The organism is Actinoplanes missouriensis 431 (assembly GCF_000284295.1).
Taxonomy (GTDB): Bacteria; Actinomycetota; Actinomycetes; order Mycobacteriales; family Micromonosporaceae; genus Actinoplanes; species Actinoplanes missouriensis.
In genome coordinates this window covers 3,883,394-3,905,083 of record NC_017093.1, presented here as the reverse complement: position 1 = coordinate 3,905,083, position 21,690 = coordinate 3,883,394, and the positions used below count along the sequence as shown (strand labels likewise).

Sequence of the window (21,690 nt, the reverse complement as noted above, 5' to 3'; positions counted from 1 at the left end):
TTTGCAAACGATCATTTGATGGCACCGGCGGCGATGCCGCGCGTGAGGGTCCGCTGGAAGAGGAGGAAGAAGAGCATCGCCGGGAGGATGCCGATCAACGCGGAAGCGCTGGTCGTCGTGGCGTCCATCATCCGGTCGCCCTGGAGGACGCCGAGCGCCACCGGGACGGTCTGGTTGTCGTTGGAGATCAGGAAGATCAGCGGCAGGAAGAACTCGTTCCACGTCCAGATGAAGAAGAACGTGAAGAGCACGGCGAGGGTGGGCCGGCTGACCGGGACGACGACCCGCCACAGCGTCCGCCACTTCCCGGCGCCGTCGACCGAGGCCGCGTCCAGCAGCTCGCGCGGGAACTCCGCGTAGACCGAGGTCAGCAGGTACGTGCCGAACGCGCTCTGGATGACGGTGAAGATGATGATGATCGAGATCAGGTTGTCGTAGAGGCCGATCTCCTTGCCGATGTAGTACAGCGGGTAGACCAGCACCTCCTGCGGCAACAGGTTGGCGACCAGGAAGAACACCAGGAACCAGATCCGCCCCTTCACCCGGCCGATGCCGAGCGCGTACGCGTTCAGGATGCTCAAGCCCACGCCGAGCACCGCGACGACCAGGCTGGTGATGAAGCTGTTCCAGAGCTTCTGCCCGAAATCGACCCGGTTCCAGAAGTCGACGATCCCGTCCCAGTAGAGGCTCGTGGGGATCGACAGCGGGCCGCTCCCGGCGTAGTCGGCCGGGCTCTTCACCGCGTTGACCGCGACCACGAGCAGCGGTCCGACCATGAGCAGGAGCAGGACGACCAGCGCGGCGAGCACCGCGAACCGCACCGGGTTGCGCCGCTTGGCGGCCTGCGGCGCGGCGGTCTTCACCGGCGTTCGTTCGGCCGTGACGGTCATTTCGCGTCCTCCGCCCGGTGCTGCAGCCGCAGGAACACGAAGGCGAGCACCACGATCAGCACGGTCAGCACCGTGGAGATCGCGGACCCGTACCCGACCTGGGCTTTTTCGAAGAAGTTCTTGTAGGCGAAGTAGGACGGCACGAGGGTGGCGTTGCTCGGGCCGCCGCGGGTGAGCACGAAGACCTGACCGAAGATCTTCAATGCGGCGATCGTGGTGGTGATCAGCACGACGTAGAACTCGGGACGGATCATGTAGACCGTGATCTTGCGGAACCGCTGCCACCAGCTCGCCCCGTCGAGGTCGGCCGCCTCGTAGAGCTCCGGGTTGATCCGCGACAGGCCGGACATGAACATGACGACCGGGTATCCCAGCTGGAACCAGATCATCACCGCCATCACGCTGTACAGCGCGTAGTCCGGGTCGCCGAGCCAGTTGCGGGTGAGCCCGCCCAGCCCGATCGACTCGAAGATCTTGTTGAGGGCGCCGTAGTCCGGGTGCAGGATCCAGCCCCAGACGATGCCCGTCACCGCGACCGGCAGCACCTGCGGAAGGTAGTAGCCGGAGCGCAGCGCGCCGGCCCAGCGGTCACCGAAGTGCTTGGCGACGTAGTCGAACAGGACCGCCGCCAGGACCAGCCCGAGCAGCGTCGGCACCACCGCCATGGCGAGGATGAGCAGCCCGATGTGCCCGAACGACTGCCAGAAGAGCGTGTCGGAGAAGAGCCGGGTGTAGTTGTCGAAGCCGACCCAGCGCGGGCTGCCCACACCGGTCCACTTGGTGAAGCTGACATAGACCGTCATGACGAGCGGCACGACGATCACCGCGAGTGAGGCGAGCACACCGGGGATCAGGTAGAGCGCGTACCCGCGGCTCTTGGTCTTGGTGGCCAAGGCCGATTCCTTCCGCGAGGCGGGCGGTGGTCACCCACCGCCCGCGCCTGGATCATTTGCCCAGATCGGCCAGGTTCTCCTGGTACGGCTTGGCGATCTCGTCGAGGAACGCGTCGGGCTTCTTCGACCCGTTGATCAGTCCCTGCACGCCGGCGACCAGCACGTCGTAGTAGCCGGGGGCGGGCCAGTCCGGGTAGAACGCGAGCCCGTCGCCGGTCGAGATCTTGTTGAACGTCTCGACCAGCTCCTTGTTCTTCGGATCGGTGATCTGCGACGGGTCGGCCGCGACCGGGACCCCGCCCGAGTTGCCGAGCAGCGCCTGCACCTCCGGCGACATGGTGATGTCGATGAAGTCGTACGCCAGGGCCTTCGCCTTGCTCTTCTCCGGGACCACCCAGAGGTTGCCGCTGGAGCCCGGGTGCAGGGTGTTGCCGGGGAAGAGGAAGCTGCCCCACTCGAAGTTCTTGATCTCCTCGCCGAAGCGGCCGTACCACCAGCTGCCCGAGATCAGGATCGGGAACTTGCCCTGGGTGAACGAGACGCCCATGTCCTCGGCCTTGATCCCGGCCGAGTCCTTGCTGATGTAGCCCTTGCCCACCCAGTCGGCGAACGTCTGGGCGCCGTAGGTGAGCTGCGGCCCCTTGAAGTCGACCTTGTTCTTGTAGAGCTGGTAGTCGTCGACGAACGCGCGGTCCGCCTTCGACAGCGCCAGCTCGTAGAAGATCTGCTGGGCCGGGTACTCCGCGCCGCCGACCGCGAGCGGGGTCACCTTGTTCTGGACGAACGTGTCCATCACGGTGGTGAACTCGTCCAGCGTGGTCGGCACCGCGAGCTTGTACTTGTCGAACAGGTCCTTGTTGTAATAGACCATGACGTACTCGCCGTAGTTGGGCACGCCGTAGAACTTGCCGCTGCCCATGATGCCGTCTTCGTCGTACTTCGCGGTGGTCTGCAGGCTCGGGCTGAGCTTGGTGTCCCAGCCGCGCTTCGTCGCCTCGTCGCTCAGGTCGGTGAGCAGGCCCTGCTTGGAGAGCAGGCCGGCGGTCGCGTTCCCCTTGTTGTACTCCATGATGTCGGGCGCGCTGTCCGAGTTGAGGATCATCTGGGCGTTCTGCTGGATCTGTTCGAAGCCCTTCTCCTCGAACTTCACCTCGACGCCGGGGTGGCTGGACTTGAAGAGCTCGATCGCCTTGTTCCAGGCGATGCCCATCGCGCTGGTGGGGCCCTCGTAGTGCCAGAGGGTCAGGGTCTTCGCATCGGCGCCCTCGTCGGCGCTGTCGCCGCCGCCGCAGGCTGCAAGAGTCAGGGACGTCGCCAGCAGGACGGCGGCGACGGCTCGGGATTTGAACACAGGTCCTCCCAGGGGGACTGGGTCTGCGGGTTCAGGAGGCCGATCGTCGAAGCGCTTCGACGATGTCGCGTCGAAACGCTTCGACAACGGCCTTGCGGGAGACGCTAGGGAACGAGCGCCATTCATGTCAACGGTGTGACGGGGAGATTTCCCGGCAGCTCCGGCGCTCCACGAGACGAGGCGCGAGCAGGCGCGTGTACTCCACCGTGCGGCCGTCGAGCAACCGCATCGCGGTCTCCACGGCCAGCGTGCCCACGTCATGGGCAGGGATGTCGATCGATGTGAGGTCGACCGGCATGCTGACCGCCACGTCCTGCGGGCAGATCGCCACGATCGAGATGTCCTCCGGAACCCGGCGGCCGCTCGCGTGCAACAGGTCGAGCAGCGGGCGGAGCGCCTCCTCGTTGTGCACCACCAGGGCGGTCAGGTCCGGCAGCTGGGCGTCGATGTCGGCGAGGGCGTCCCGGACACCCGCCGCGCCCGGCTCGCACGGGTGCGTGACGGTGCGCAGGTCCAGTTCCGCCGACGCCTCCAGGAAGCCGCTCAGAAACCGGTCCGCGTACGTCGTCTGCCGCTTGTAGACCGCCGGGGACGGGCCGACCAGGCCGATCCGGCGGTGACCGTGCCCGGCCAGGTGCTCCAGCGCCAGCCGGGCCGCCGCCGCGAAGTCCAGGTCCACGCAGGCGATCCCGGTGTGATCGGCGGGCAGGCCGATCAGCACCGACGGCTGCTTGAGCCGGCGCAGCGCCGGGATCCGCAGGTCGTCGCGCTCCAGGTCCATCAGTATCAACGCGTCCACCATCGTGCTGTGCGCGACGCGCTCCAGCCCGGCGGTGCCCTCGTCCTTGGTCAGCAGCAGCACGTCGTGGTTGTGCGCGCGGGCAGCGGTCACCACCGCCGTCGCGAACTGCATGATGACCGGCACGTTGACGTCCACCCGCAGCGGCGCGACGAGCGCCAGCACGTTGGTCTTGCTGCTGGCCAGCGCGCGGGCGCCGGCGTGCGGGTGGAAGCCGAGCTCGGCGATCGCGGCCTGGACCCGGGCGCGGGTCTCCGCCGAGATCGGGCGGCGGCCGCTGAGAACGTAGGACACCGTGCTGGGCGAGACCCCTGCTGCTCGGGCGACATCGTTGATCGTCGGCACTGCGCCTCCCCAAGTCGCCCGGTCTTTCGCCAAGACCGCTCCCCTCGTCGAATCCTACTGATACGCGGTCGCCGTCCCCGCGTGTGGAGTTCGGGTGCGCAATGCGGAATGCGCCCCAACTCCACACGCGGGGTGGGTCAGGTGATGCTGAACGTCGCCAGGCGCAGGCCGGGGCTGGGCACCAGGTAGACGTCGTGACGGCCGGTCGCCGGCGTCAGCGGGGCGGTCGCCGACACGTACCGGTAGATGCCGCCGGTGTCGCTCACCGTGGCCGTGCCCAGCAGGCGCCCGGAGGGCGAACCCAGCCGGACCTCGACGGTGCCGGCGCCGGACGCCCGGACCGTGAGGGTCCGGCCGCCGCGCAGCGCGGCGTCCTTGAACGCGATCCAGTCGCCGGCCGCGCTCGCGCCCACGACCGTGCCTCGTTCCTTGGTCTCGTCAAGAAGACGGACGCCCTGGTAATCGTCGAACGTCTCCGACCGCGTCTCTTCAGTGAGGGCCCGTGCCGGGATCGTCTCGCCCCGCACCGCGAGCGTGGCCCGCGCCCGGATGTCGCTCGACGAGGAGCCGAGGAGGATGTCGTGCACCGAGTTCTCGACCACCCAGCGCTGCCGGGTGACGTCCCAGCGGGCCAGATCGTTCCGGTCCAGGTCCAGGGTGACGGTCGCCGACCGGCCGGGTCCGAGGTGCACCTTCTGGAAACCGCGCAGCTGCCGCCGCGGCGTCACGTCCCGCGAGGTGCGCTGGCGGGTGTAAAGCTGCACGACCTCGTCCCCGGCGCGGCTGCCGGTGTTGGTGACCGTCACGCTGACCCGGCCGTTCTTCACCGTCGGCGAGCCGTAGCGGAATTTCGTGTACGAGAGACCGTGGCCGAACGAATAGAGCGGCTTCTCGTCGCTGTACAGGTAGGTCTGCCCGGTCTTGACGATGTCGTACTGGTTGAGGTCCTCCGGTAGCCGGCTCTCCGAGCGCGGCCAGGTCTGGGTGAGCCGGCCCGACGGGTTCACCGCGCCGAAAAGCACGTCGGCGACCGCGTGGCCGGTCTCCGCGCCGGCGTGGGTGGTCCAGAGGATGCCGGGCACGTGCCGCTGCGCCCAGGTGATCGACTGGGGGTAACTGCTCTGCAGCACCACCACGGTGTTCGGGTTGGCCCGGCGGACCGCCTCGATCAGGTCCTCCTGGCGTTCGCCGAGGCCCAGCGACGTGCGGTCGTGCACCTCACGGCCGGCGACGAACGGATCCGTGCCCACGACCACCACCGCGGTCCGGCTCCGCCGCGCCGCGTCCGCCGCCTCCCGGACGCCGTCCTTGATCACCGTCTTGTCGAACCGGGCCGCACCCGCCGCGTCCGCCGCGCCGAGCGCGAGGTTGCCGTCCGCACCCACCGTGACGTAGGTGTTCGCGCCGAACCAGGACTCCTGCGTCTCGTAACCGGCGTAACGCAGCACGACCGTGCCGTCCGGCTGTTCCTCGACCCTGAACTGCTGCTGGACGTACCAGCCGGTCGGGTCGTCCTCGACCGTGACGAACGGCCCCCAGTTGTAACCGAGCAGCTTGCCGTTGGCGGCGCTGCGCAGCGTGGACACGCCGTCGCCCCAGTCCACGCTGTCGAACTGGGCGGCGGTCGTGGCCGTCGTCGTGCCGAGGCCGGCCGGGCCGTCGGTGGCGGTGAGGTAACGGCCGGTGGTGATCTCCTTCAGCGCGATCCGGTCGGCGCCGGCGCTGGTGGTGACGGCTTTCGCCCGTTCCCGGACGCCGTCGAGGACCGTCACCTCGTAGGGGAGCTGCCCGCCGTACCAGTCGCTGTAGAGCTTGTCGGCGAGCGGGCCGACCACCGCGACGTCACCGCCGGGCTTGAGCGGCAGCAGGCTCCTGTCGTTCTTGAGGAGCACGGCCGCCTCGGCGGCGGTCTCGCGGGCCAGGGCCCGGTGCGCCGGGCTGTCGATCACGTCCGGGGTGATGTCGGCGTGCGGACCGCCGTCCGGGTCGAATTCGCCGAGCCGGAACCGGATGCTCAGCGCGTTGCCGACCGACTCGTCGATCTCCGCCTCGGTGAGCAGTCGCTGCTGGAGCGCCTCGTTGATCGCGGTCACGGTCGGCGCGGCGTTCGTGTCGTTGACCGTGAAACTGTCCAGCCCGGCCTTGAGGATCGCGGCGTTCGCCTCGGCCTGGGTCGCGTAATAGGCCTGCGAGCCGGTCAGGTTGGTCGGCGCCCAGGCGTCGCTGACGTTGTAGAGCCGCCGGTCGGACCAGTCCCGGACGATCGTCTCCAGGTCCCGGTCCACGGTCGCGGGCCGCCCGTTGATCAGGTTGTAGGACGCCATCACGCCCGTCGCGGCGTCGTTCTCCAGAGCTGCCTTGAAGGGCGCCCGGTCATACTCGTTGAGCACCCGCTGCGGCACGTTCGACGAGGTCACGTCGCGTTTGGTCTCGTTGTTGTACGCGGCGTAGTGCTTCAGCGTGGGCGCGGTCTTCAGGTGGTCCGGGTCGGGACCCTGCAACCCTTTCCCGTACGCCGTTGCCACCGCCCCGGAGAGCAGCGGGTCCTCGGAGTACCCCTCCTCGTTGCGTCCCCAGCGTGGGTCGCGGAGCAGGTTGACGACCGGCGCCCAGGTGTTGAGTCCCCAGACGACCGGGTCCTGCGCGTGGAACCCGCGCAGCTCGTCGCCGACCGCCGCGCCGACCCGGGTCAGCAGCTCCTGGTCCCAGGTGCTGGCGAGGCCGACCGCCTGCGGGAAGACCGTGGCCGTGGCGTCGATCTTCGCGCCGTTCCGGGTGTAGCTGTTCGACCAGGCGACGCCGTGCAGCGCCTCGGTGCCGGACTTGAACACGCCGAGGCCGAGTCGTGGGATGGCGGGCTGGTACTGGTGCAACAGGGAGATCTTCTCGTCCAGGGTGAGCCGGCCGACCAGGTCGTCGACGCGGGTCTCGAGCGGGAGGGCGGGGTCACGGAAGGGGTATCCGGGGTCGGCGGCGTGGGCCGGGGTGGATGCCAGAGGTGCTGCCAGCAGGGCTGCGGCGAGCAGGGCTAGGCCGCGTTTTCGCATGAGGGTCTCCGTCGTGGGAAGGCATGGCGAGAGGGCGCTTCGAAGAGCGTTTGTCGAAGCGCTTCGACAGTGCTGCGCGAGGGGACTACGGGCTTTGCTTGCGGTGGGGTCACCATAGATCCCGGCTGATGTGACAGGCAACCGGTACCGGCAGCTTTCCGGAAATCCCTCCGTAACACGGTGGTGCCGGCGTCCAGGTTTCCGCGCGCGGGGCAGAATGGACGGGTGCGACTGATCGTCATCGGTGGTGATGCGGCGGGGATGTCGGCGGCGTCGCAAGCCCGGAAACGGCGCGGACCCGGCGAGCTGGAGATCCTCGCGTTCGAGCGGGGGGACTTCACGTCGTACTCGGCGTGCGGAATCCCGTACTGGGTCGGCGGCATGGTCGACGGCCCGGACTCGCTGATCGCCCGCGACCCGGCGGCCTTCCAGCAGAGCGGGATCGACGTGCGCACCGGCCACGAGGTGACCGGAATCGATCTGGCAGCGCGACGGGTGGCGGTGCGGACCGCCGAACGGGAGTTCACCGAGGGGTTCGACGAGCTGGTGTACGCGGCCGGCGCCGTCCCGACCCGTCCGCCGTGGGCCGCCGGCCCCGTCGCGGGCGTCTTCGGCGTGCAGACCCTCGGCGACGGCGCGGCCGTGCAGGAGTGGCTCTCCTCGGTGCGTGTGCGCTCCGCCGTCGTGATCGGCGCCGGGTACATCGGGGTGGAGATGGCCGAAGCCCTGATCTGGCGCGACCTCAAGGTCACCCTCGTCGAGCAGTCACCGCAACCGATGTCGACCGTGGACCCGGACATGGGCGCGCTCGTCGCGAAGTCCATCGAGAACCTCGGCATAGAGCTGCGCACCGGCGTGACGGTCAAGGCCCTGGAGACCGAGAAAGATCAGATCCGCGCGGTCGTCACCGACGCCGGCACGATCCCCGCCGACGTGGTCATCCTCGGACTCGGCGTCCGCCCGAACACCGCGCTCGCCGAAGCCGCGGGCATCCCGCTCGGCGTCACCGGCGGCCTCGCCACCGACCTGCGCCAGCGGGTGACCGGACCGAAGGGAACCGTCGAGGGCGTCTGGGCGGCCGGCGACTGCACGCAGGTGCTCAACCGGGTGAGCGGCCGTCAGGTGCACGTCCCGCTCGGCACGCACGCGAACAAACAAGGCCGGGTCGCCGGGATCAACCTCGGCGGCGGGTACGCCACGTTCCCCGGCATCGTGGGCACCGGCATCACCAAGATCTGCGACCTGGAGGTGGCCCGCACCGGGCTGTCCTCGAAGGAGGCCGACGCCGCCGGCTTCCGCTACGTGACGGCCACCGTCGAGTCGACGAACCGGGCCGGCTACATGCCCGGCGCCGTCCCGATGACCGTGAAGGTGATCGCCGAGAAGGACAGCGGACTGCTGCTCGGCGCCCAGATCGTCGGCCGGGCCGAGGCCGCGAAACGCATCGACGCGTTCGCGGTGGCCGTGTGGAACCGGATGACGGTCACCGAGATGACCGCATTGGATCTGGGGTACGCGCCGCCCTACGCCCCGGTGTGGGATCCGGTGCTGATCGCGGCGCGCAAGGCCGACGAGGCCCTCTGACGCGGGCGCCGGCGAGCGACGAGCGGCCGGCGGCGCCGGCCGCCTCGCCGAGCCTGGTGAAGCCGAGCCCGGTCAGGCCGGGTGGGTGGTGAGGTGGGCCAGCACCACCGGCGTCTCCTGCCCACTCCAGCAGGCGGTCAGCACGCCGTCGTCGGTGGGGTCCACGACGATCAGCGGGAGCCGGTTCACGTGCAGCGTGAGCGGACCGGCGGTGATCAGGGTGGGGTCGCCGTCGGTGTGCCCGGTGATCGCGCCGGCCGGCGGGACCTCGGCGCCGCTGCCGGTCAGCGTCAGATCGGTCTCCCGGGTGACCCGCCCGCCGTCGATCTCGAGCTCCTCGACGGCCGCGCCGCCGCCCGAGCGGATCACCTCGACCAGCGCGGCGACATAGACCGGGTCGCCGGTGGCGTCGTAGACCCAGCGGGTGCCGAGCACCGAGTGCTCACAGGTGCCGATCAGGTGCTGCTCGGCACCGTCGAGCGGGGCGCCGCGGTAGGTCAGCGGCACGTGCAGGACCGGCCCGTCGCCGGAGCGGACCAGCATGGTCTCGATGCCGACCTCGCCGTCCGGGTCGTCGAAGCGGGCGGCGGCCACCCTGGTCAGGTCCGCACCGATCGGGCCGTCCTGCCAGGGCCGGCCGGGCAGCCAGGCGGTGAGCAGTTCGAGTTTCGACGGGGTGATCGTTGCCTTGTGCAGGAGAGCCATGAACGGCAGCGTATCGGCACCGGGCCGGCGCGGTCTGCCGCACCGGCCCGGTCCGCCGGCGGATCAGGCGGCCGGCCCGCCCGACCCCGCCGCGGGATCAGGCGGGCAACCCCGCCCAACCCCGCTGTGTAATCAGGCGGGCAGCCCGCCGACCTGCGTGTTCACCCAGGTACGGATGGACGGCAGGTCACCGTAGATGGACGGCGCCGTCGCACAGGTCGAGCTGTTGTTGCCGGCCCGGCTGGTCACGCCGATCAGCGCCCAGCGGCCGCTGACCGACCGGACCTGCGGCCCACCGGAGTCGCCGTAGCAGGCGCCGGAGTTGCCGTTGGTGTTGTTGGTGCAGATCTCGTACGCGGCGTCGATGCCGGAGCACCTGCTGTCCGCCACGATCGACGTGTTCAGCTCGTTGGCGACGAGCGGGGTGGAACCGCATCCGCGCCGCGGGCAGGTCTGCCCCCAGCCGATGATCCGGGTGGCGGTGCCGACCGCGCCGGACGCCGTCGGGATCGGCGCCGGTGCGTAACTCACCGAGGAGCCGAGCTGGAGCAGCTTGACGTCGATCCGGGGGTGGTTGACGGCTCGCACGACGGAGACGACGGTGCCGCCGCTGCTCCGGTTGACGCTTCCCACCCGTACCGAAGAGGGGGTGGGGCAGTGTTTGGCGGTGACCGCCCAGTTCGCCTTGATCAGGGAACCGGTGCAGCCGGAGACGTAGACCATGAAGGAGTAGTTCTCGCTGGCGGGCTGGCCGCCGACGACGAGCGGCCCGACGGAGGGTTCGTCGGACGGGCCCGCCGAAGCCGCCGAAGCCGGCCCGAAGAGGCCGACCACGGCGACCGCGAGCGCGAGGAGCACCCGGGGAACGGAGCGCATCGAGGGTCCTTTCTGCCTGGGAGGGGAATGGCCCCGACCCTAGGCGGAAAGTGACGAGCATCGATACATCCCAAGAAAACACTCCCCTGCGAGGGATGACTCAGAGGCCCATGTCCTTCGCGATGATCATTTTCATCACCTCGGAGGTGCCGCCGTAGATTCGATTGACCCGGTTGTCGGCGTAGAGGCGGGCGATCGGGTACTCGTTGATGAAGCCGTACCCGCCGTGCAGCTGCAGGCAACGGTCGATCACCCGGTGCGCCACCTCGGTGCAGAACAGTTTCGCCGACGCCGCCTCGGCCGCGGTGAGCTCACCCGCGTCGAGCGCCTCCAGGGCCCGGTCGGCGACCGCCTGCGCGGCGTCCACCTCGGCCTGGCAGGCGGCCAGCTCGAACTTGGTGTTCTGGAACGTGGCGACCGGCTGGCCGAAGACCTTGCGCTCCTGCACGTACTGCTTGGCGAACCGGACGGCGGCAGCGGCCTGCGCGTACGCGCCGTAGGCGATCGACAGGCGCTCCTTCGGCAGGTTCTTGCCGAGGTAGGAGAAGCCCTTGTTCTCCTCGCCGAGCAGATCCTCGACCGGCACCTTGACGTCGACGAAGGCCAGTTCGGCGGTGTCCGACGTGCGCAGCCCGAGTTTGTCGAGCTTGCGGCCCACCGAGTACCCGGGCGCCTTGGTGTCCACCACGAGCAGCGAGATGCCGAAGCGGCGGTCGTCGGGCTTGGCGGGCGACGTCCGGGCGCAGACGATCACCTTGTCGGCGTTGACGCCACCGGTGATGAACGTCTTCGCGCCGTTCAGCACGTAGTGCGTGCCGTCGTCGGAGAGACGGGCGGTCGTGCTCATGCCGGCCAGGTCGCTGCCGGTGCCGGGCTCGGTCATCGCGATCGCGTACATCGCGTCGCCGCTGACGAAATCCGGCAGCCAGCGCCGCTTCTGCTCCTCGGTGCCGAGATCCAGAAGGTACGGCAGGCAGAGCGCGACGTGCGCCCCGGACGCGCCGAACGAGACGCCGGCGCGGGTCGTCTCCTCGGTCTGGATGGCGGCGAACTTGAACGAGTCGATGCCGGCGCCGCCGTACTCCTCCGGCACCTCGATGCCGAAGAGGCCCAGCTCGGCGAGCTTCTTGTAGAGCTCGCGCGGGACCTCGCCGGCCACGAACCACTGGTCGTAGTACGGAACCACCTCGGCCTCGATGAACGTCCGCAGCGTCTGCCGGAACGCCTCGTGGTCCTCGTTGAAAACTGAGCGACGCATATTTCAAGATCCAATCAAGGGGTACGGGGTTAGAGGCGGCGTCCGCCGTCGACGTAGATGGTCTGCCCGGTGATGAACGATGCCGCGTCACTGGCCAGAAAGGCGACGACGGAGGCGATGTCGGACGGCTGGCCGACCCGGCGCAGCGGGGTGATCTCGGCGGCCTTGGCCTGCATGTCAGCGGCGGCGACGCCGACCCGGGCCGCCGTCGCGTCGGTCATCTCGGTGACGATGAAACCGGGCGCCACCGCGTTCACATTGATCCCGAACGGGCCGAGCTCCATCGCCAGGGTCCGGGTCAGTCCCTGAATACCGGCCTTGGCCGCAGCGTAGTTCGCCTGTCCGCGATTGCCCAGGGCGGACACGCTCGACGTGTTGACGATCTTGCCGGAGCGCTGCGGCACCATGTGGCGCTGCGCCGCCCGGCTGCACAGGAACGCGCCGCGCAGGTGCACGTTCATCACGATGTCCCAGTCCGAGGCGGACATCTTGTGCAGCAGGTTGTCGCGCAGGACCCCGGCGTTGTTCACCAGCACGTCGACGCTGCCCAGCTCGGCGGCGATCTTGTCGATCACCGAATCCACCTGCGCCTCGTCGGACACGTCGCAGGAGAAGGACACGGCGGTGCCGCCGGAGGACCGGATCTGCTCGACCACCTCGGAGGTGTCTCCCAGATCAAGGACCGCGACCGCCGCCCCCTCCGAGGCGAACTGCCGCGCGGTGGCCGCGCCGATTCCCCGCGCGGCGCCGGTGACGATGGCTACCCGACTCACAACGATCTCCCTCAGAACGCGCTGATCCCGGTCAGCGCACGGCCGATGAGCAGTTTCTGGATCTGGCTGGTGCCTTCGTAGAGCGTGGTGACGCGGGCGTCGCGCATGGCCTTGCCGACCGGGAACTCGTCGACGTAGCCGTACCCCCCGAACACCTGGATGGCCTGGTTGGCGGCCTTCACCGCGGACTCGGTGGCGAACAGCTTCGCCATCGACGCCTCGGTGCCGAACGTGCGGCCCCGGTCGACCAGGTCGGCGGCCCGCCACACCAGCAGCCGGGCGGCGTCGGTCTCCACGGCCATGTCGGCGAGCATCTCCTGCACGAGCTGGTACGACGCGATCGGTTTGCCGAACTGGGTGCGCTCCTGGGCGTAGGCGACGGCCGCCTCGAGGCAGCCGCGGGCCAGGCCGACCGAACCGGACGCGACGGCGATCCGCCCCTTGTCCAGGGCGGACATCGCGATCTTGAAGCCGCCGCCCTCCCGGCCGAGGCGGTTGGCGTCGCTCACCCGTACCCCATCGAAATTGATCTCGGCGGTCGCCTGACCGCGCAGGCCGAGCTTCCCCTTGATCTCCCGCCGGGTCAGGCCCGGCGCGTCGGCGGGAACCAGGAAGGCGGTGATCCCTTTCGGCCCAGGCCCTCCGGTACGGGCGAAGACCAGCACCACGCCGGCCCACGTGCCGTTCGTGATGAAGATCTTCTCGCCGGTGATCAGCCAGTCGTCGCCGTCGCGCACCGCCCGGGTGGTCAGTGACCCCGCGTCGGAGCCGGTCCCGGGCTCGGTGAGACCGAAACAGCCCAGTGTGTCCCCGGCACACATGCCGGGCAGCCACTGTCGCTTCTGCGCATCCGTGCCGTAGGCCTGAATGCTCTTCGCGACCAGGCCGAGCGAGACCGAGACGATCCCGCGAACCGAGGTGTCGCCGCGCCCGAGCTCCTCCATCATCAGGATGTAGGAGAGGAAGTCGCCGCCTGAGCCGCCGAACTCCTCGGCGATCCCGAGACCGAGAAATCCCAGATCGGCGAGCTTGCCGACGATCTTCAGATCGACCTGCTCGGCGCGATCCCACTCCGTGACGTGCGGGACCACCTCGCGATCCACCCAGTCACGGGCGAGGTCGCGGAACTGTTCCTGCTCCTGGGTGAGACCGAGGTCCACGACGCCTCCCGGAAATGCCGTAAAACTAACGCTGTCAGGTTTCTGGACGGGTGCTAACTTAACACCGTTAGGCAGCTTCGCGAAAGGACCTCATATGCCCCGGCCGACCACTCCCCTGCTGAGCCAGGCCGGCATCCGGGCGGCCGCGCTCGAGATCATCGACCGGGACGGCCTGGAGGGGCTGAGCATGCGCAAGCTGGCCACCGCGCTCGGGGTGAGCGCGCCGGCGCTCTACTTCCACTATCCGACGAAGGAGCAGCTGCTCGACGACGTCGCCAGCGAGATCATGGAAAAGGTGGAGACCGGCGGCTTCGTGGCCGGCTGGCGGGAGGGCCTGCTCGGGTGGGCGCGTTCCTACCGCGCGGCGCTCGCCGAGCACCCGAACATCGTGCCGTTCCTGGCACACGGGCCCGGCCAGCGCGACGCCTCCCTGCGCCGGGCCGACGCGGTGCACGGCGGGCTGGTCGCCGCCGGCTGGCCGGCCCGGGAGGCCACCATGATCGGTGCCTCGACGAAATATCTGGTGGTGGGCGCCGCGATGGGCTCGTTCTCCCGCGGCTTCGTCGACGACGTGCAGGTCTACCTCGATCGGTACCCGGCGCTCGGCGACGCGCACCGCCTGCGCGAGCACGCCGACGCGGTCGACCGGGACAGCTTCGAGTTCGCCCTCACCGTCTTCGTGGACGGTCTGGCGGCACGCCTCGCCCGGATGGGCTAACTCGCCGGCTTCCACCCGAGCGCCGGGCCCAGGCTCTGGGCCATATCGGTCAGGATTTGCACATAGTCGTCATGCTCGAAGGTGAACGGCAACGCGAACGCCACCTCGTCGATCGCGCGGAACGCGGCGTGCGCCTCGAGGGATTCGGCGATCTGGGCGGATGACCCGACCAGGTCGGGTGCGAACATCATCCGGGCCGGTCCCTGCGGCGATCGGGTACGGGGCAGGCGCTGCTCCGCATACGCGGCGTACCGCGCCCGCTGCTCCGGCGTCGCGCTGTCGGTCGGAATCACGACGAGTCCCTGCGACACCCGCGCCTCGTCACCGTCCGGATGCGCGGCCCGGAACGCGCGCACGTGCGACAGCTGGATCTCCGCGAAGTCGGTCTCGTCGCCCTCGGCCTTCACCACGCTGCTGGTCAGGAAGTTCATGCCGTGCTCACCGGCCCACTGCGCGGACCGCAGGCTGCCGCCGCCGTACCAGAGGCGGGACGCGAGACCCGGCGAGTGCGGCTGGACGCGGTTCGAGAACTGCTCGAAGCCGACCGTCCCCTGGAAGTCGGTGACCTGATCACCGCGTACGCATGCCAGAAGTCTTTCCACCCGCGCGTAGCCGAAGTCCTCGTCCGTGCCGGGGTAGAGCGCGTCCTTCACCGTCTCGTAGTTCATCGGCGGGCCGACGCTGATGCCCGGGTTGAGACGGCCGCCGGAGAGGATGTCGACGGTGGCCAGGTCCTCGGCGAGGCGCAGCGGGTTCTCCCAGCCGAGCGGGGTGACCGCGGTGCCCAGCTCGATCCGGCTGGTCCGCTGGGTCGCGGCGGCCAGCACCGCGACCGGCGAGGAGATGCCGAACTGCAGGTGCCGGTGGCGCAGCCAGGCGCTGTCGAAGCCGAGTCGCTCCCCCAGCTCGATGATCTCCAACGTCGACTCGTGCCCCCGGCGCGGATCGGCCTCGTCGAACAGCCCGATCGTGAGGAATCCCAGCTTGCGCAGCATCCCTGCACCCTATCCCCGGCATTCCCCGTCGCACAGGTAGGAGTTACCAGAATTACTGCCGCCCCGGACGGGTGATCCGCGGTACCGCTACCCTGGTCGGATGCCGAGCGAGCCGTATCCTGCGCAGCCGCCGAGCCGGAACCGCCGCTACCTGCTGATTCTGCTGGTGGCCGCGCTGCTCGTCGCCTTCGGCGCGGCGGTCGCGCTGGCCCGCGGCAAGGACGCCGACCCGGCCGCCGGCACCTGGGTGAGCCCGTCCGGCGTCCCCTCCCCCCGCCGCGTCGCCCAGCGCCGCGGCCACCCCTCCGCCCGCCGCGAAGCCGCCCGCCGACCTCCCCGTGATCAGCTATGCGGACGGTCCGGACGGGCTGCCCGAGGACCCCGGCGCCAGCACCCTCGAGGTCCCCTCCGAGGCGCTGCGCCCGGCGAAGAGGATGGCACTCTACGACGCGCCCGGCGGCGAACCCCGCGCCTACCTGCCGAAGAAGATCAGCGGCCTGCCGGTCGTCGCGCCGATCGTCGCCCGCGCCGACGGCTGGGTCGCGGTGCTCGCCCCGTCGTCCAACCGGCGGATCGGCTGGGTGCCCACCGGCGGCTGGGACCCGGAGCCGCTGCGCGACCACATCGTCGTCGACCTCAGCGACCACCGGCTCACCTGGCTGCGCGAGGGCGCCGAACAGCAGACGTGGACCGTCTCGGTCGGCTCCTCGGCCACCCCGACACCCCTCGGCAGAACCTTCGTCATGGGTACGACCACGACCGACGGCCCGGTCTACGAAGGTCTCGACGCGTTGGTGCTGGGAACCGTCCCGGAGAAGAAGGAGAACCTCGCGGCGTCCCTGCGCGGGGCGCACACGGCCATCCACGCGTGGTCCCGGAAGAGCGCCTTCGGCCGCAGCGTCTCGAACGGTTGCGTCCGCATGCCGGCGGCGGCCCAGAAGGCCCTGCTGAAGCAGATAGCCCCCGGCACCCCGGTCCTCGTCGTCGCCTGACCCGCCGGCGCCCGGCACGTGGGCCCCGGCACGTCGGCAACCGGCCCCGGCACGGCGGCGGCACTGCGGACATCGGCTGCCGCATCTGATCCAACGCGGCAACGGCTCACCCGGTCCTCAATCTCTATCCAGCTGGCTCAGCGCCGACGCCCCCCCCAGCCAGTCGGGTCCGGGCCGGGCGGCACGAAGGTCAGAGTCTGCCAGAGCAGCACGATGTCCCACCAAGCCGCCTCCACCGGGCTGAGCCGTCGCACGGACTCATAGCCGGCGCGGAACTGCGCGTGCACCTCAACCGGCACCGGGCCCCAGTCGTGGTAACGGGTGCCGAGGAGGACCGCCGACCGAGCCGCCTCGACGATCCGGTGGTCCCGCCGGGCCTCCTCGAAGTCGAGTACCGCGACGATGTCGGTTCCCACGCACAGGATGTTGGCCGCCCGGTAGTCGGAATGCAGGAGCTGCCGCGGCAGCGGGCCGGCGGGCGCGGCGGCGACCAGAGCACGCAGGGTGTCGCGGACGGCCGCCGGCACATGGTCGCCGCACGTGTCGAGCCAGCCGATGACCCGAGCCGCCAGCGGCTCGGCCGGAACGGAGTGTGTGGAGACGGGATCCGGGTCGGGATGCGGCCAGGCTGCCAACGCCGACTGCAGCCGGGACAGGAGCGCGCCGGCGGCCCGCACGTGAGCGGGGTCGGCGGTGTCGAGGAGCTCGCCCGCAATCACCTGCTGCAGGCCCATCGAGACGTGACCGGCCTCGACCTGGAGGCGGCCGTCCCGCGCCGGAACGGGCGCCGAGACCGGCAGACCCTGGCCGTCCAGCCAGTTCGTCAGGCACGCGACTGCCGCCAGCCGCGGGAAGCGATCGGGCACCACCGACCATTTCGCGAGCATCCGGCCGGCCGGCGTGCCGACCCAGGCGAGAGCGTTGCCACCGCTCATCACGATCCGCTCGCAGGTATCGACCCGGACACCCCAGTGCTCGTCGAGCATGCCGGCAACCCATCGGCCGGCCGATTCACCGTCGCTGAAACCGAACCGTCCCTCCAGCGTGTCGCCGGGGTCGTGCGCCTCCCACAACATTTCCAGCACCGGCGCATGCGATTCGGCCATGCGCGGTATCCCACCACAGCGCGCCTGCGGTGTCACCCAGCCAGCGGTCTCCCCGGCTTCGCGGCAGCGGCCCGGCGCATCGCGCCCGCGATCCACACGCGAACAAGGGGTCAGGCCAGGACCCGTACCGTCAATGTGCAGGTGTCGTCGTCGGGGCTCGGCGCATACAACAGGCGCTGGAGCCGCGTCAGCGGATCCGCGCCCGGCTCGGCCGAAACGGCCGCGAGATGACCGCGGACCTCAGCCGTCCGCCCGCCCGTCCGGCGTTCCACCAGCCCGTCCGTGTAGAACAGCACCAGATCATCGACCTGTAGCCGCGCGCTGGCCACCGGGAACTCCTCCTCCGGCTCGGCGCCCAGCAGCAACCCCGGCGGCCGGTCCAGCTCGGTGCTCTCCCCGTCGCGGGACAGCAGCGGGGCCACGTGCCCGGCCCGCGCCCACGACAGCGTGCGGGTCCGCGGGTCGTAGACGGCGACCAGCGCGGTGCCGGTGATGTCGAGCTGGGTGCAGAGACGGTTCAGGTGGCGCAGCAGGGTCCCGGGCTCGCGGATGCCGATCGACAGCCACGCGACCAGGCCGAACCGCAGGTGGGCCATGCCGCTCGCCGCCTCCAGGCCGTGACCTGCCACGTCGCCGATGGCGAGGAGGACCAGGCCGTCCGGGAGGGTCTGCGCGTGGTACCAGTCGCCGCCGACCTGCACGGTGCTCTCGGCCGGCAGGTAGCTGACCATCGCCTCCAGGCCGTCGAGGGCGAACGGCGCCTGCGGCACCGGCTGGATCATGCGTTGCAGCTGTCCGGCGAGGCGGTGCTCGGCCAGGGCGGTCAATTCACGGGTACGGAGTTTGTCACTCAACGATTCGATCTCGGTGCGCACCTCGACGCGGGCGGTGACGTCCTGGACGACCGCGTAGATCTTCACCGGTGTGCCGGTCGCGTCGCGGGCCACGTCGGAGAGGATCCGCAGGTGCTTCACGGCGTCGCCGACCCGGAACCGGACCGTCACGTCCGAGGTGGCGCCGGAGTCCAGGGTTTGCCAGGCGGCTTCGGCGAGTCCCCGGTCCTCGGGCAGCATCGCCTGTGCCTGGGCGATGCGGGTCAGCGGTTCGAGACCCGGATCCCGTTCGAAGATCCGGTACATGCCGGGTGACCAGTCGGTGCGGCCGGTGGACAGGTCGTACTCGGACCAGCCGAGGCTGCCGAGCAGCTCGGTGCGCTCGAGGCGGCGCTGGTGTTCGTCGACCCGCTGCCACCAGACGAGCAGGCCGCCCAGCACCCGGTTCACGCTGACCTCGAAACGGGACTCGGCGACGACGCCGGGCTGGCGTTCCTCGTAGCGGAACTCGTCGAGCCGGCCGGGCTCGCCGGTGCGCATCACCTCGAGGTAGAGCTGCCAGAGCGGACCGCCCACCATGGACGGGTAGAGCACGCTGAGCGTCTCGTTGATGCGCTGGGTGCCACGGCCCTGCAGGTCGGCGGCATGGCCGCTGGTCGCGGCGATCCGGAAGTCGGAGATCTCCCCGGTCTCGGACACGGGCACGAGCCAGGTGCACCCCTCGGGGATCACGGCGAGCAGTTCGCGCACCACGGCCTCAACCGCCATCGCCACAGCGTAGCGCCTGCCGAAAGAGGGGCGGCGGTCACGCGTACGGAAGGGAGGCCTGGATCCGGTGCAGGAAGGCGGCGTTGCTCGGGGTGGTCCGCAGCTGCTTCAGCAGCTGTTCCATGCCGTCGCGCTGACCCGCGATCGCGCGCCGGACCTGCGCCACGACGGCGAGCTCCCCGGCCGGCAGCAGCGCCTCGTCGTGCCGGGTGCCGCTGGCGGCGACGTCGATCGCCGGGAAGATCCGGGCCTCGGCCAGCCCGCGATCGAGTTTCAGGTCCGCGTTGCCGGTGCTCTTGAGCTCCTCGTGGATCAGGCCGTCCATCGCCGAGCCGGTCTCCACGAGCGCCGTCGCGAGGATGGTCAGCGAGCCGCCGTTCTCGATGTTGCGGGCCGCGCCGAGCAGCTGTTTCGGCGGATGCAGGGCGGACGCGTCCATGCCGCCGGAGAGGGTGCGCCCGCGGCCCGGCGCGGCGAGGTTGTAGGCGCGGCCCAGCCGGGTCACCGAGTCGATCAGCAGGACGACGTCCTGACCGTTCTCGACCAGGCGTTTGGCGCGTTCCACGGCGAGTTCGGCGATCGCGGTCTGCTCGCGCGGCGTGTGATCGAAGGTCGCCGCGACCACCTCGCCGCGGACCGTGCGGCGGATGTCGGTGACCTCTTCGGGGCGCTCGCCGACCAGCAGCACCATGAGGTGACACTCGGGGTGGTTGTGGCTGATGCCGGCGGCGATCTGCCGCAGCACGGTGGTCTTCCCGGCCTTCGGCGGCGCCACGATCAGGGCCCGCTGACCCTTGCCGATCGGCATGACCAGGTCGATGACGCGGGTGGTGAGGTCGCCGTTCTCCAGGCGGAGGCGCTCGGCCGGGTGCAGCGGGGTGAGGCGGTAGAAGTCGGGGCGGTCCTGGGGGCCGTCGAGCGTGACGAGTTTGCGGCCCTCGTGCCGGAACACGCCTGTCACGTGGTGGCCGCGGCGCAGCCCGTGGCGGCGCACCTCGGCGGCCGGCAGCGGGATGTCACCCGGTCCGGGGAGGTACCCGTTCGTGCGGATCCAGGCCTTGTCGTCGACGACGTCGAGCAGGCCGTCCACCGCGGTGGTGGTGGTGGTGGTGGGGTCGGTCCGGCTGCGGGCCGGACGGATGGCGGTCTGGGTCATGCGGTGACTCCTTGATGGGTACGGCCGCATCGCCGCGTCCCGGTCGGCGGGAGCGCGGCACGGACGACGGCCGTGTGAGAGATCCGGCGCGGAGCGCCCGATGAAGGAAAGAAAGCTGATCACCCGGGGGCTGGGGAACGCCCGCACCGGGAACCGCTGTGCACCACCGTAGCACCCCCACGCGCCGGCGGCACTTAAGCTGATCCCAGCGACGCATCACGGAGGAGACGGACATGGCACTGTTGCGCCGGGTCATCGGAGCGGTTCTGCGGCGGGTCCGTCAGGCTCAGGACCGCACACTCCGGGATGTCGCCGAGGCCGCGGGGGTGTCCCTGCCGTACCTCTCCGAAGTGGAACGCGGCACCAAGGAACCCTCGTCGGAGGTCCTCGCCGCGATCTGCCGCGCGCTCGGGCTCTCCCTGCCGGACCTGCTCGACGAGGCCCGCAAGGAACTGCTCCGCGGCGCGCCTGCCCCGCGTGCCGGCCTGAGCGGCCCGGTCCCCAGCGCCGCGGTCGTCACCCCGGCTCCGCGCTCGCGTTTCCGCACCCATCGCAGCGCCGGCTCCGCGGGCCCGACCTGCTCGGTGGGCGTCTCCCGCAAGCCGGGCGCGGGGTTGCGCTCCGCCGCGCGCCTGCGATGCGTCCGCTTCTCCGGCGTGTACGCCGTGACCTGCTAAAGATCGAGGCAGATCCGGACCAGGGTGCCCTCGGGGACAACGGTGGTGTAGACCGCGTCGCAGACCCGCTCGACTATCGCCAGTCCCCGGCCCCGGACCGCTTCGGCGGCCGGCATCGCCCGGCCGAACGGTCGCTCGGTCCCCTGGTCGACCACGTCGCAGACCAGGCGGCCGTCGCTCACCCAGACCCGGATGTGGCCGCCGCCGGTGGTGTGCTGCAGCGTGTTCGTGGTGAGCTCGCTGACCGCCAGGGTGAGCAGGTCGATCCGGGCCTCGGCCAGCCCGAGGGCGTGTGCCCGCTCGGTGACGAACGCCCGCACGGCCCGCAGGTCGTCCGGGACGGCGTAGGACATCCCGTCCCGGTCACCGGACACGCCCGCCTCCGGCCCGCCCGTCTCCGGCCGGCTTCGGCCGGGTCCGCTGGTGTCAGGCATGGCGGCGCTCTTCGGCGGGTGCGCTCAGCAGGGCGCCGACACCGGTGAGGTCCAGGACCGCGGCGACCGGGCCGGCCGCGTTCACCACGTAGACCCGGCCGCCGGTGTTCTTGGCGGCGTGATGCGCGGTGACCAGGCTGTGCACGCCGCTGGAGTCGAGGAAGGTCAGACCGCCCATGTCGACGAAGACCGCGGGCGCCCGGGTGAGCGCGTCCAGCAGGAGGGCGGTCAGCTGCTCACGGGCCGAGAGGTCGCACTCACCGGTGAGCGACACGGTGATCCGGCCGGGTTCGGCGGACGTGCGCGCCTCGAATTTCGCCATCGACCGCC

The 21,690-nt window shown here is 70.4% G+C and carries 18 protein-coding genes and 2 pseudogenes; 4 read left to right on the top strand and 16 right to left on the bottom strand.

The annotated features are described in order from the left end of the window. Positions 1-11: 11 nt before the first annotated feature. The 5 genes from AMIS_RS18355 to AMIS_RS18335 form a co-directional block, all read right to left on the bottom strand. Positions 12-890, bottom strand: coding sequence for a carbohydrate ABC transporter permease (locus AMIS_RS18355; protein ID WP_014443843.1), 879 nt, complete (start codon positions 888-890; stop codon positions 12-14). Further along, positions 887-1,783, bottom strand: coding sequence for a carbohydrate ABC transporter permease (locus AMIS_RS18350; RefSeq protein ID WP_014443842.1), 897 nt, complete (start codon positions 1,781-1,783; stop codon positions 887-889). The genes AMIS_RS18355 and AMIS_RS18350 overlap by 4 nt, the downstream gene beginning before the upstream one ends. A gap of 52 nt (positions 1,784-1,835) precedes the next feature. Further along, the gene (locus AMIS_RS18345; protein ID WP_014443841.1) at positions 1,836-3,134 is read right to left on the bottom strand and encodes an ABC transporter substrate-binding protein; all 1,299 of its coding nucleotides are present in this window, start codon (positions 3,132-3,134) and stop codon (positions 1,836-1,838) included. 127 nt (positions 3,135-3,261) lie between these two features. Continuing rightward, complete coding sequence (locus AMIS_RS18340) at positions 3,262-4,278, bottom strand: LacI family DNA-binding transcriptional regulator (RefSeq protein ID WP_014443840.1); 1,017 nt, start codon at positions 4,276-4,278, stop codon at positions 3,262-3,264. Positions 4,279-4,415: 137 nt separating this feature from the next. Continuing rightward, the gene (locus AMIS_RS18335) at positions 4,416-7,325 is read right to left on the bottom strand and encodes a glycoside hydrolase family 3 protein (RefSeq protein WP_014443839.1); all 2,910 of its coding nucleotides are present in this window, start codon (positions 7,323-7,325) and stop codon (positions 4,416-4,418) included. A gap of 225 nt (positions 7,326-7,550) precedes the next feature. Here AMIS_RS18335 and AMIS_RS18330 point away from each other — a divergent pair, with 225 nt between their 5' ends. Beyond that, the gene (locus AMIS_RS18330) at positions 7,551-8,909 is read left to right on the top strand and encodes an FAD-dependent oxidoreductase (RefSeq protein ID WP_014443838.1); all 1,359 of its coding nucleotides are present in this window, start codon (positions 7,551-7,553) and stop codon (positions 8,907-8,909) included. Positions 8,910-8,981: 72 nt separating this feature from the next. On the opposite strand, the gene AMIS_RS18325 is transcribed toward AMIS_RS18330, so the two are convergent. The 5 genes from AMIS_RS18325 to AMIS_RS18305 form a co-directional block, all read right to left on the bottom strand. Further along, the gene (locus AMIS_RS18325) at positions 8,982-9,614 is read right to left on the bottom strand and encodes a CG0192-related protein (RefSeq protein WP_014443837.1); all 633 of its coding nucleotides are present in this window, start codon (positions 9,612-9,614) and stop codon (positions 8,982-8,984) included. 132 nt (positions 9,615-9,746) lie between these two features. Next, on the bottom strand, positions 9,747-10,490 hold the full coding sequence (locus tag AMIS_RS18320; RefSeq protein WP_014443836.1) for a S1 family peptidase: 744 nt from the start codon (positions 10,488-10,490) through the stop codon (positions 9,747-9,749). A 100-nt stretch (positions 10,491-10,590) separates the two neighbouring features. After that, positions 10,591-11,748 (bottom strand): acyl-CoA dehydrogenase family protein, encoded by a 1,158-nt coding sequence (locus AMIS_RS18315; RefSeq protein WP_014443835.1) that lies wholly within the window; start codon positions 11,746-11,748, stop codon positions 10,591-10,593. Positions 11,749-11,777: 29 nt separating this feature from the next. Next, on the bottom strand, positions 11,778-12,521 hold the full coding sequence (gene fabG / locus AMIS_RS18310) for a 3-oxoacyl-ACP reductase FabG (protein WP_014443834.1): 744 nt from the start codon (positions 12,519-12,521) through the stop codon (positions 11,778-11,780). Positions 12,522-12,532: 11 nt separating this feature from the next. Beyond that, positions 12,533-13,681 carry an acyl-CoA dehydrogenase family protein gene (locus AMIS_RS18305; protein WP_014443833.1) on the bottom strand — a complete coding sequence of 383 codons (1,149 nt, stop codon included), beginning with the start codon at positions 13,679-13,681 and terminating at the stop codon, positions 12,533-12,535. Between the two features lie 94 nt (positions 13,682-13,775). Here AMIS_RS18305 and AMIS_RS18300 point away from each other — a divergent pair, with 94 nt between their 5' ends. Beyond that, a complete protein-coding gene (locus tag AMIS_RS18300) occupies positions 13,776-14,399 on the top strand; it encodes a TetR/AcrR family transcriptional regulator (protein ID WP_014443832.1) in 624 nt (207 codons plus the stop codon). Here the strand turns inward: AMIS_RS18300 and AMIS_RS18295 are convergent. Continuing rightward, positions 14,396-15,394 carry an LLM class flavin-dependent oxidoreductase gene (locus AMIS_RS18295; RefSeq protein WP_014443831.1) on the bottom strand — a complete coding sequence of 333 codons (999 nt, stop codon included), beginning with the start codon at positions 15,392-15,394 and terminating at the stop codon, positions 14,396-14,398. The genes AMIS_RS18300 and AMIS_RS18295 overlap by 4 nt on opposite strands. Positions 15,395-15,732: 338 nt before the next feature. Between AMIS_RS18295 and AMIS_RS18290 the strand changes: the two genes are divergently transcribed. Beyond that, positions 15,733-16,386, top strand: coding sequence for a L,D-transpeptidase (locus tag AMIS_RS18290; protein ID WP_014443830.1), 654 nt, complete (start codon positions 15,733-15,735; stop codon positions 16,384-16,386). Positions 16,387-16,503: 117 nt separating this feature from the next. On the opposite strand, the pseudogene AMIS_RS18285 reads toward AMIS_RS18290, so the two are convergent. The 3 genes and pseudogenes from AMIS_RS18285 to rho form a co-directional block, all read right to left on the bottom strand. After that, positions 16,504-17,492, bottom strand: a pseudogene (locus AMIS_RS18285) (phosphotransferase). A gap of 110 nt (positions 17,493-17,602) precedes the next feature. Next, complete coding sequence (locus tag AMIS_RS18280) at positions 17,603-19,093, bottom strand: PP2C family protein-serine/threonine phosphatase (protein WP_014443828.1); 1,491 nt, start codon at positions 19,091-19,093, stop codon at positions 17,603-17,605. A gap of 37 nt (positions 19,094-19,130) precedes the next feature. Next, complete coding sequence (gene rho / locus AMIS_RS18275) at positions 19,131-20,249, bottom strand: transcription termination factor Rho (RefSeq protein ID WP_014443827.1); 1,119 nt, start codon at positions 20,247-20,249, stop codon at positions 19,131-19,133. 233 nt (positions 20,250-20,482) lie between these two features. Here rho and AMIS_RS44145 point away from each other — a divergent pair. Beyond that, a pseudogene (locus AMIS_RS44145) lies at positions 20,483-20,711 on the top strand (helix-turn-helix domain-containing protein); the annotation flags it as partial. Positions 20,712-20,922: 211 nt separating this feature from the next. On the opposite strand, the gene AMIS_RS18265 reads toward AMIS_RS44145, so the two are convergent. Beyond that, positions 20,923-21,360 (bottom strand): ATP-binding protein, encoded by a 438-nt coding sequence (locus AMIS_RS18265; RefSeq protein WP_014443825.1) that lies wholly within the window; start codon positions 21,358-21,360, stop codon positions 20,923-20,925. Then, a complete protein-coding gene (locus AMIS_RS18260; RefSeq protein WP_014443824.1) occupies positions 21,353-21,682 on the bottom strand; it encodes an STAS domain-containing protein in 330 nt (109 codons plus the stop codon). Before AMIS_RS18260 ends, AMIS_RS18265 begins: the two co-directional genes overlap by 8 nt. Positions 21,683-21,690: the final 8 nt, after the last annotated feature.

Excerpts from the sequence above, each read along its gene's own strand:
- AMIS_RS18355 (WP_014443843.1), bottom strand. The coding sequence starts at position 890 with ATGACCGTCACGGCCGAACGAACGCCGGTGAAGACCGCCGCGCCGCAG.
- AMIS_RS18335 (WP_014443839.1), bottom strand. The coding sequence starts at position 7,325 with ATGCGAAAACGCGGCCTAGCCCTGCTCGCCGCAGCCCTGCTGGCAGCA.
- AMIS_RS18325 (WP_014443837.1), bottom strand. The coding sequence starts at position 9,614 with ATGGCTCTCCTGCACAAGGCAACGATCACCCCGTCGAAACTCGAACTG.
- AMIS_RS18320 (WP_014443836.1), bottom strand. The coding sequence starts at position 10,490 with ATGCGCTCCGTTCCCCGGGTGCTCCTCGCGCTCGCGGTCGCCGTGGTC.
- AMIS_RS18315 (WP_014443835.1), bottom strand. The coding sequence starts at position 11,748 with ATGCGTCGCTCAGTTTTCAACGAGGACCACGAGGCGTTCCGGCAGACG.
- AMIS_RS18300 (WP_014443832.1), top strand. The coding sequence starts at position 13,776 with ATGCCCCGGCCGACCACTCCCCTGCTGAGCCAGGCCGGCATCCGGGCG.
- AMIS_RS18295 (WP_014443831.1), bottom strand. The coding sequence starts at position 15,394 with ATGCTGCGCAAGCTGGGATTCCTCACGATCGGGCTGTTCGACGAGGCC.
- AMIS_RS18280 (WP_014443828.1), bottom strand. The coding sequence starts at position 19,093 with ATGGCGGTTGAGGCCGTGGTGCGCGAACTGCTCGCCGTGATCCCCGAG.
- rho (WP_014443827.1), bottom strand. The coding sequence starts at position 20,249 with ATGACCCAGACCGCCATCCGTCCGGCCCGCAGCCGGACCGACCCCACC.
- AMIS_RS18265 (WP_014443825.1), bottom strand. The coding sequence starts at position 21,360 with ATGCCTGACACCAGCGGACCCGGCCGAAGCCGGCCGGAGACGGGCGGG.
- AMIS_RS18260 (WP_014443824.1), bottom strand. The coding sequence starts at position 21,682 with ATGGCGAAATTCGAGGCGCGCACGTCCGCCGAACCCGGCCGGATCACC.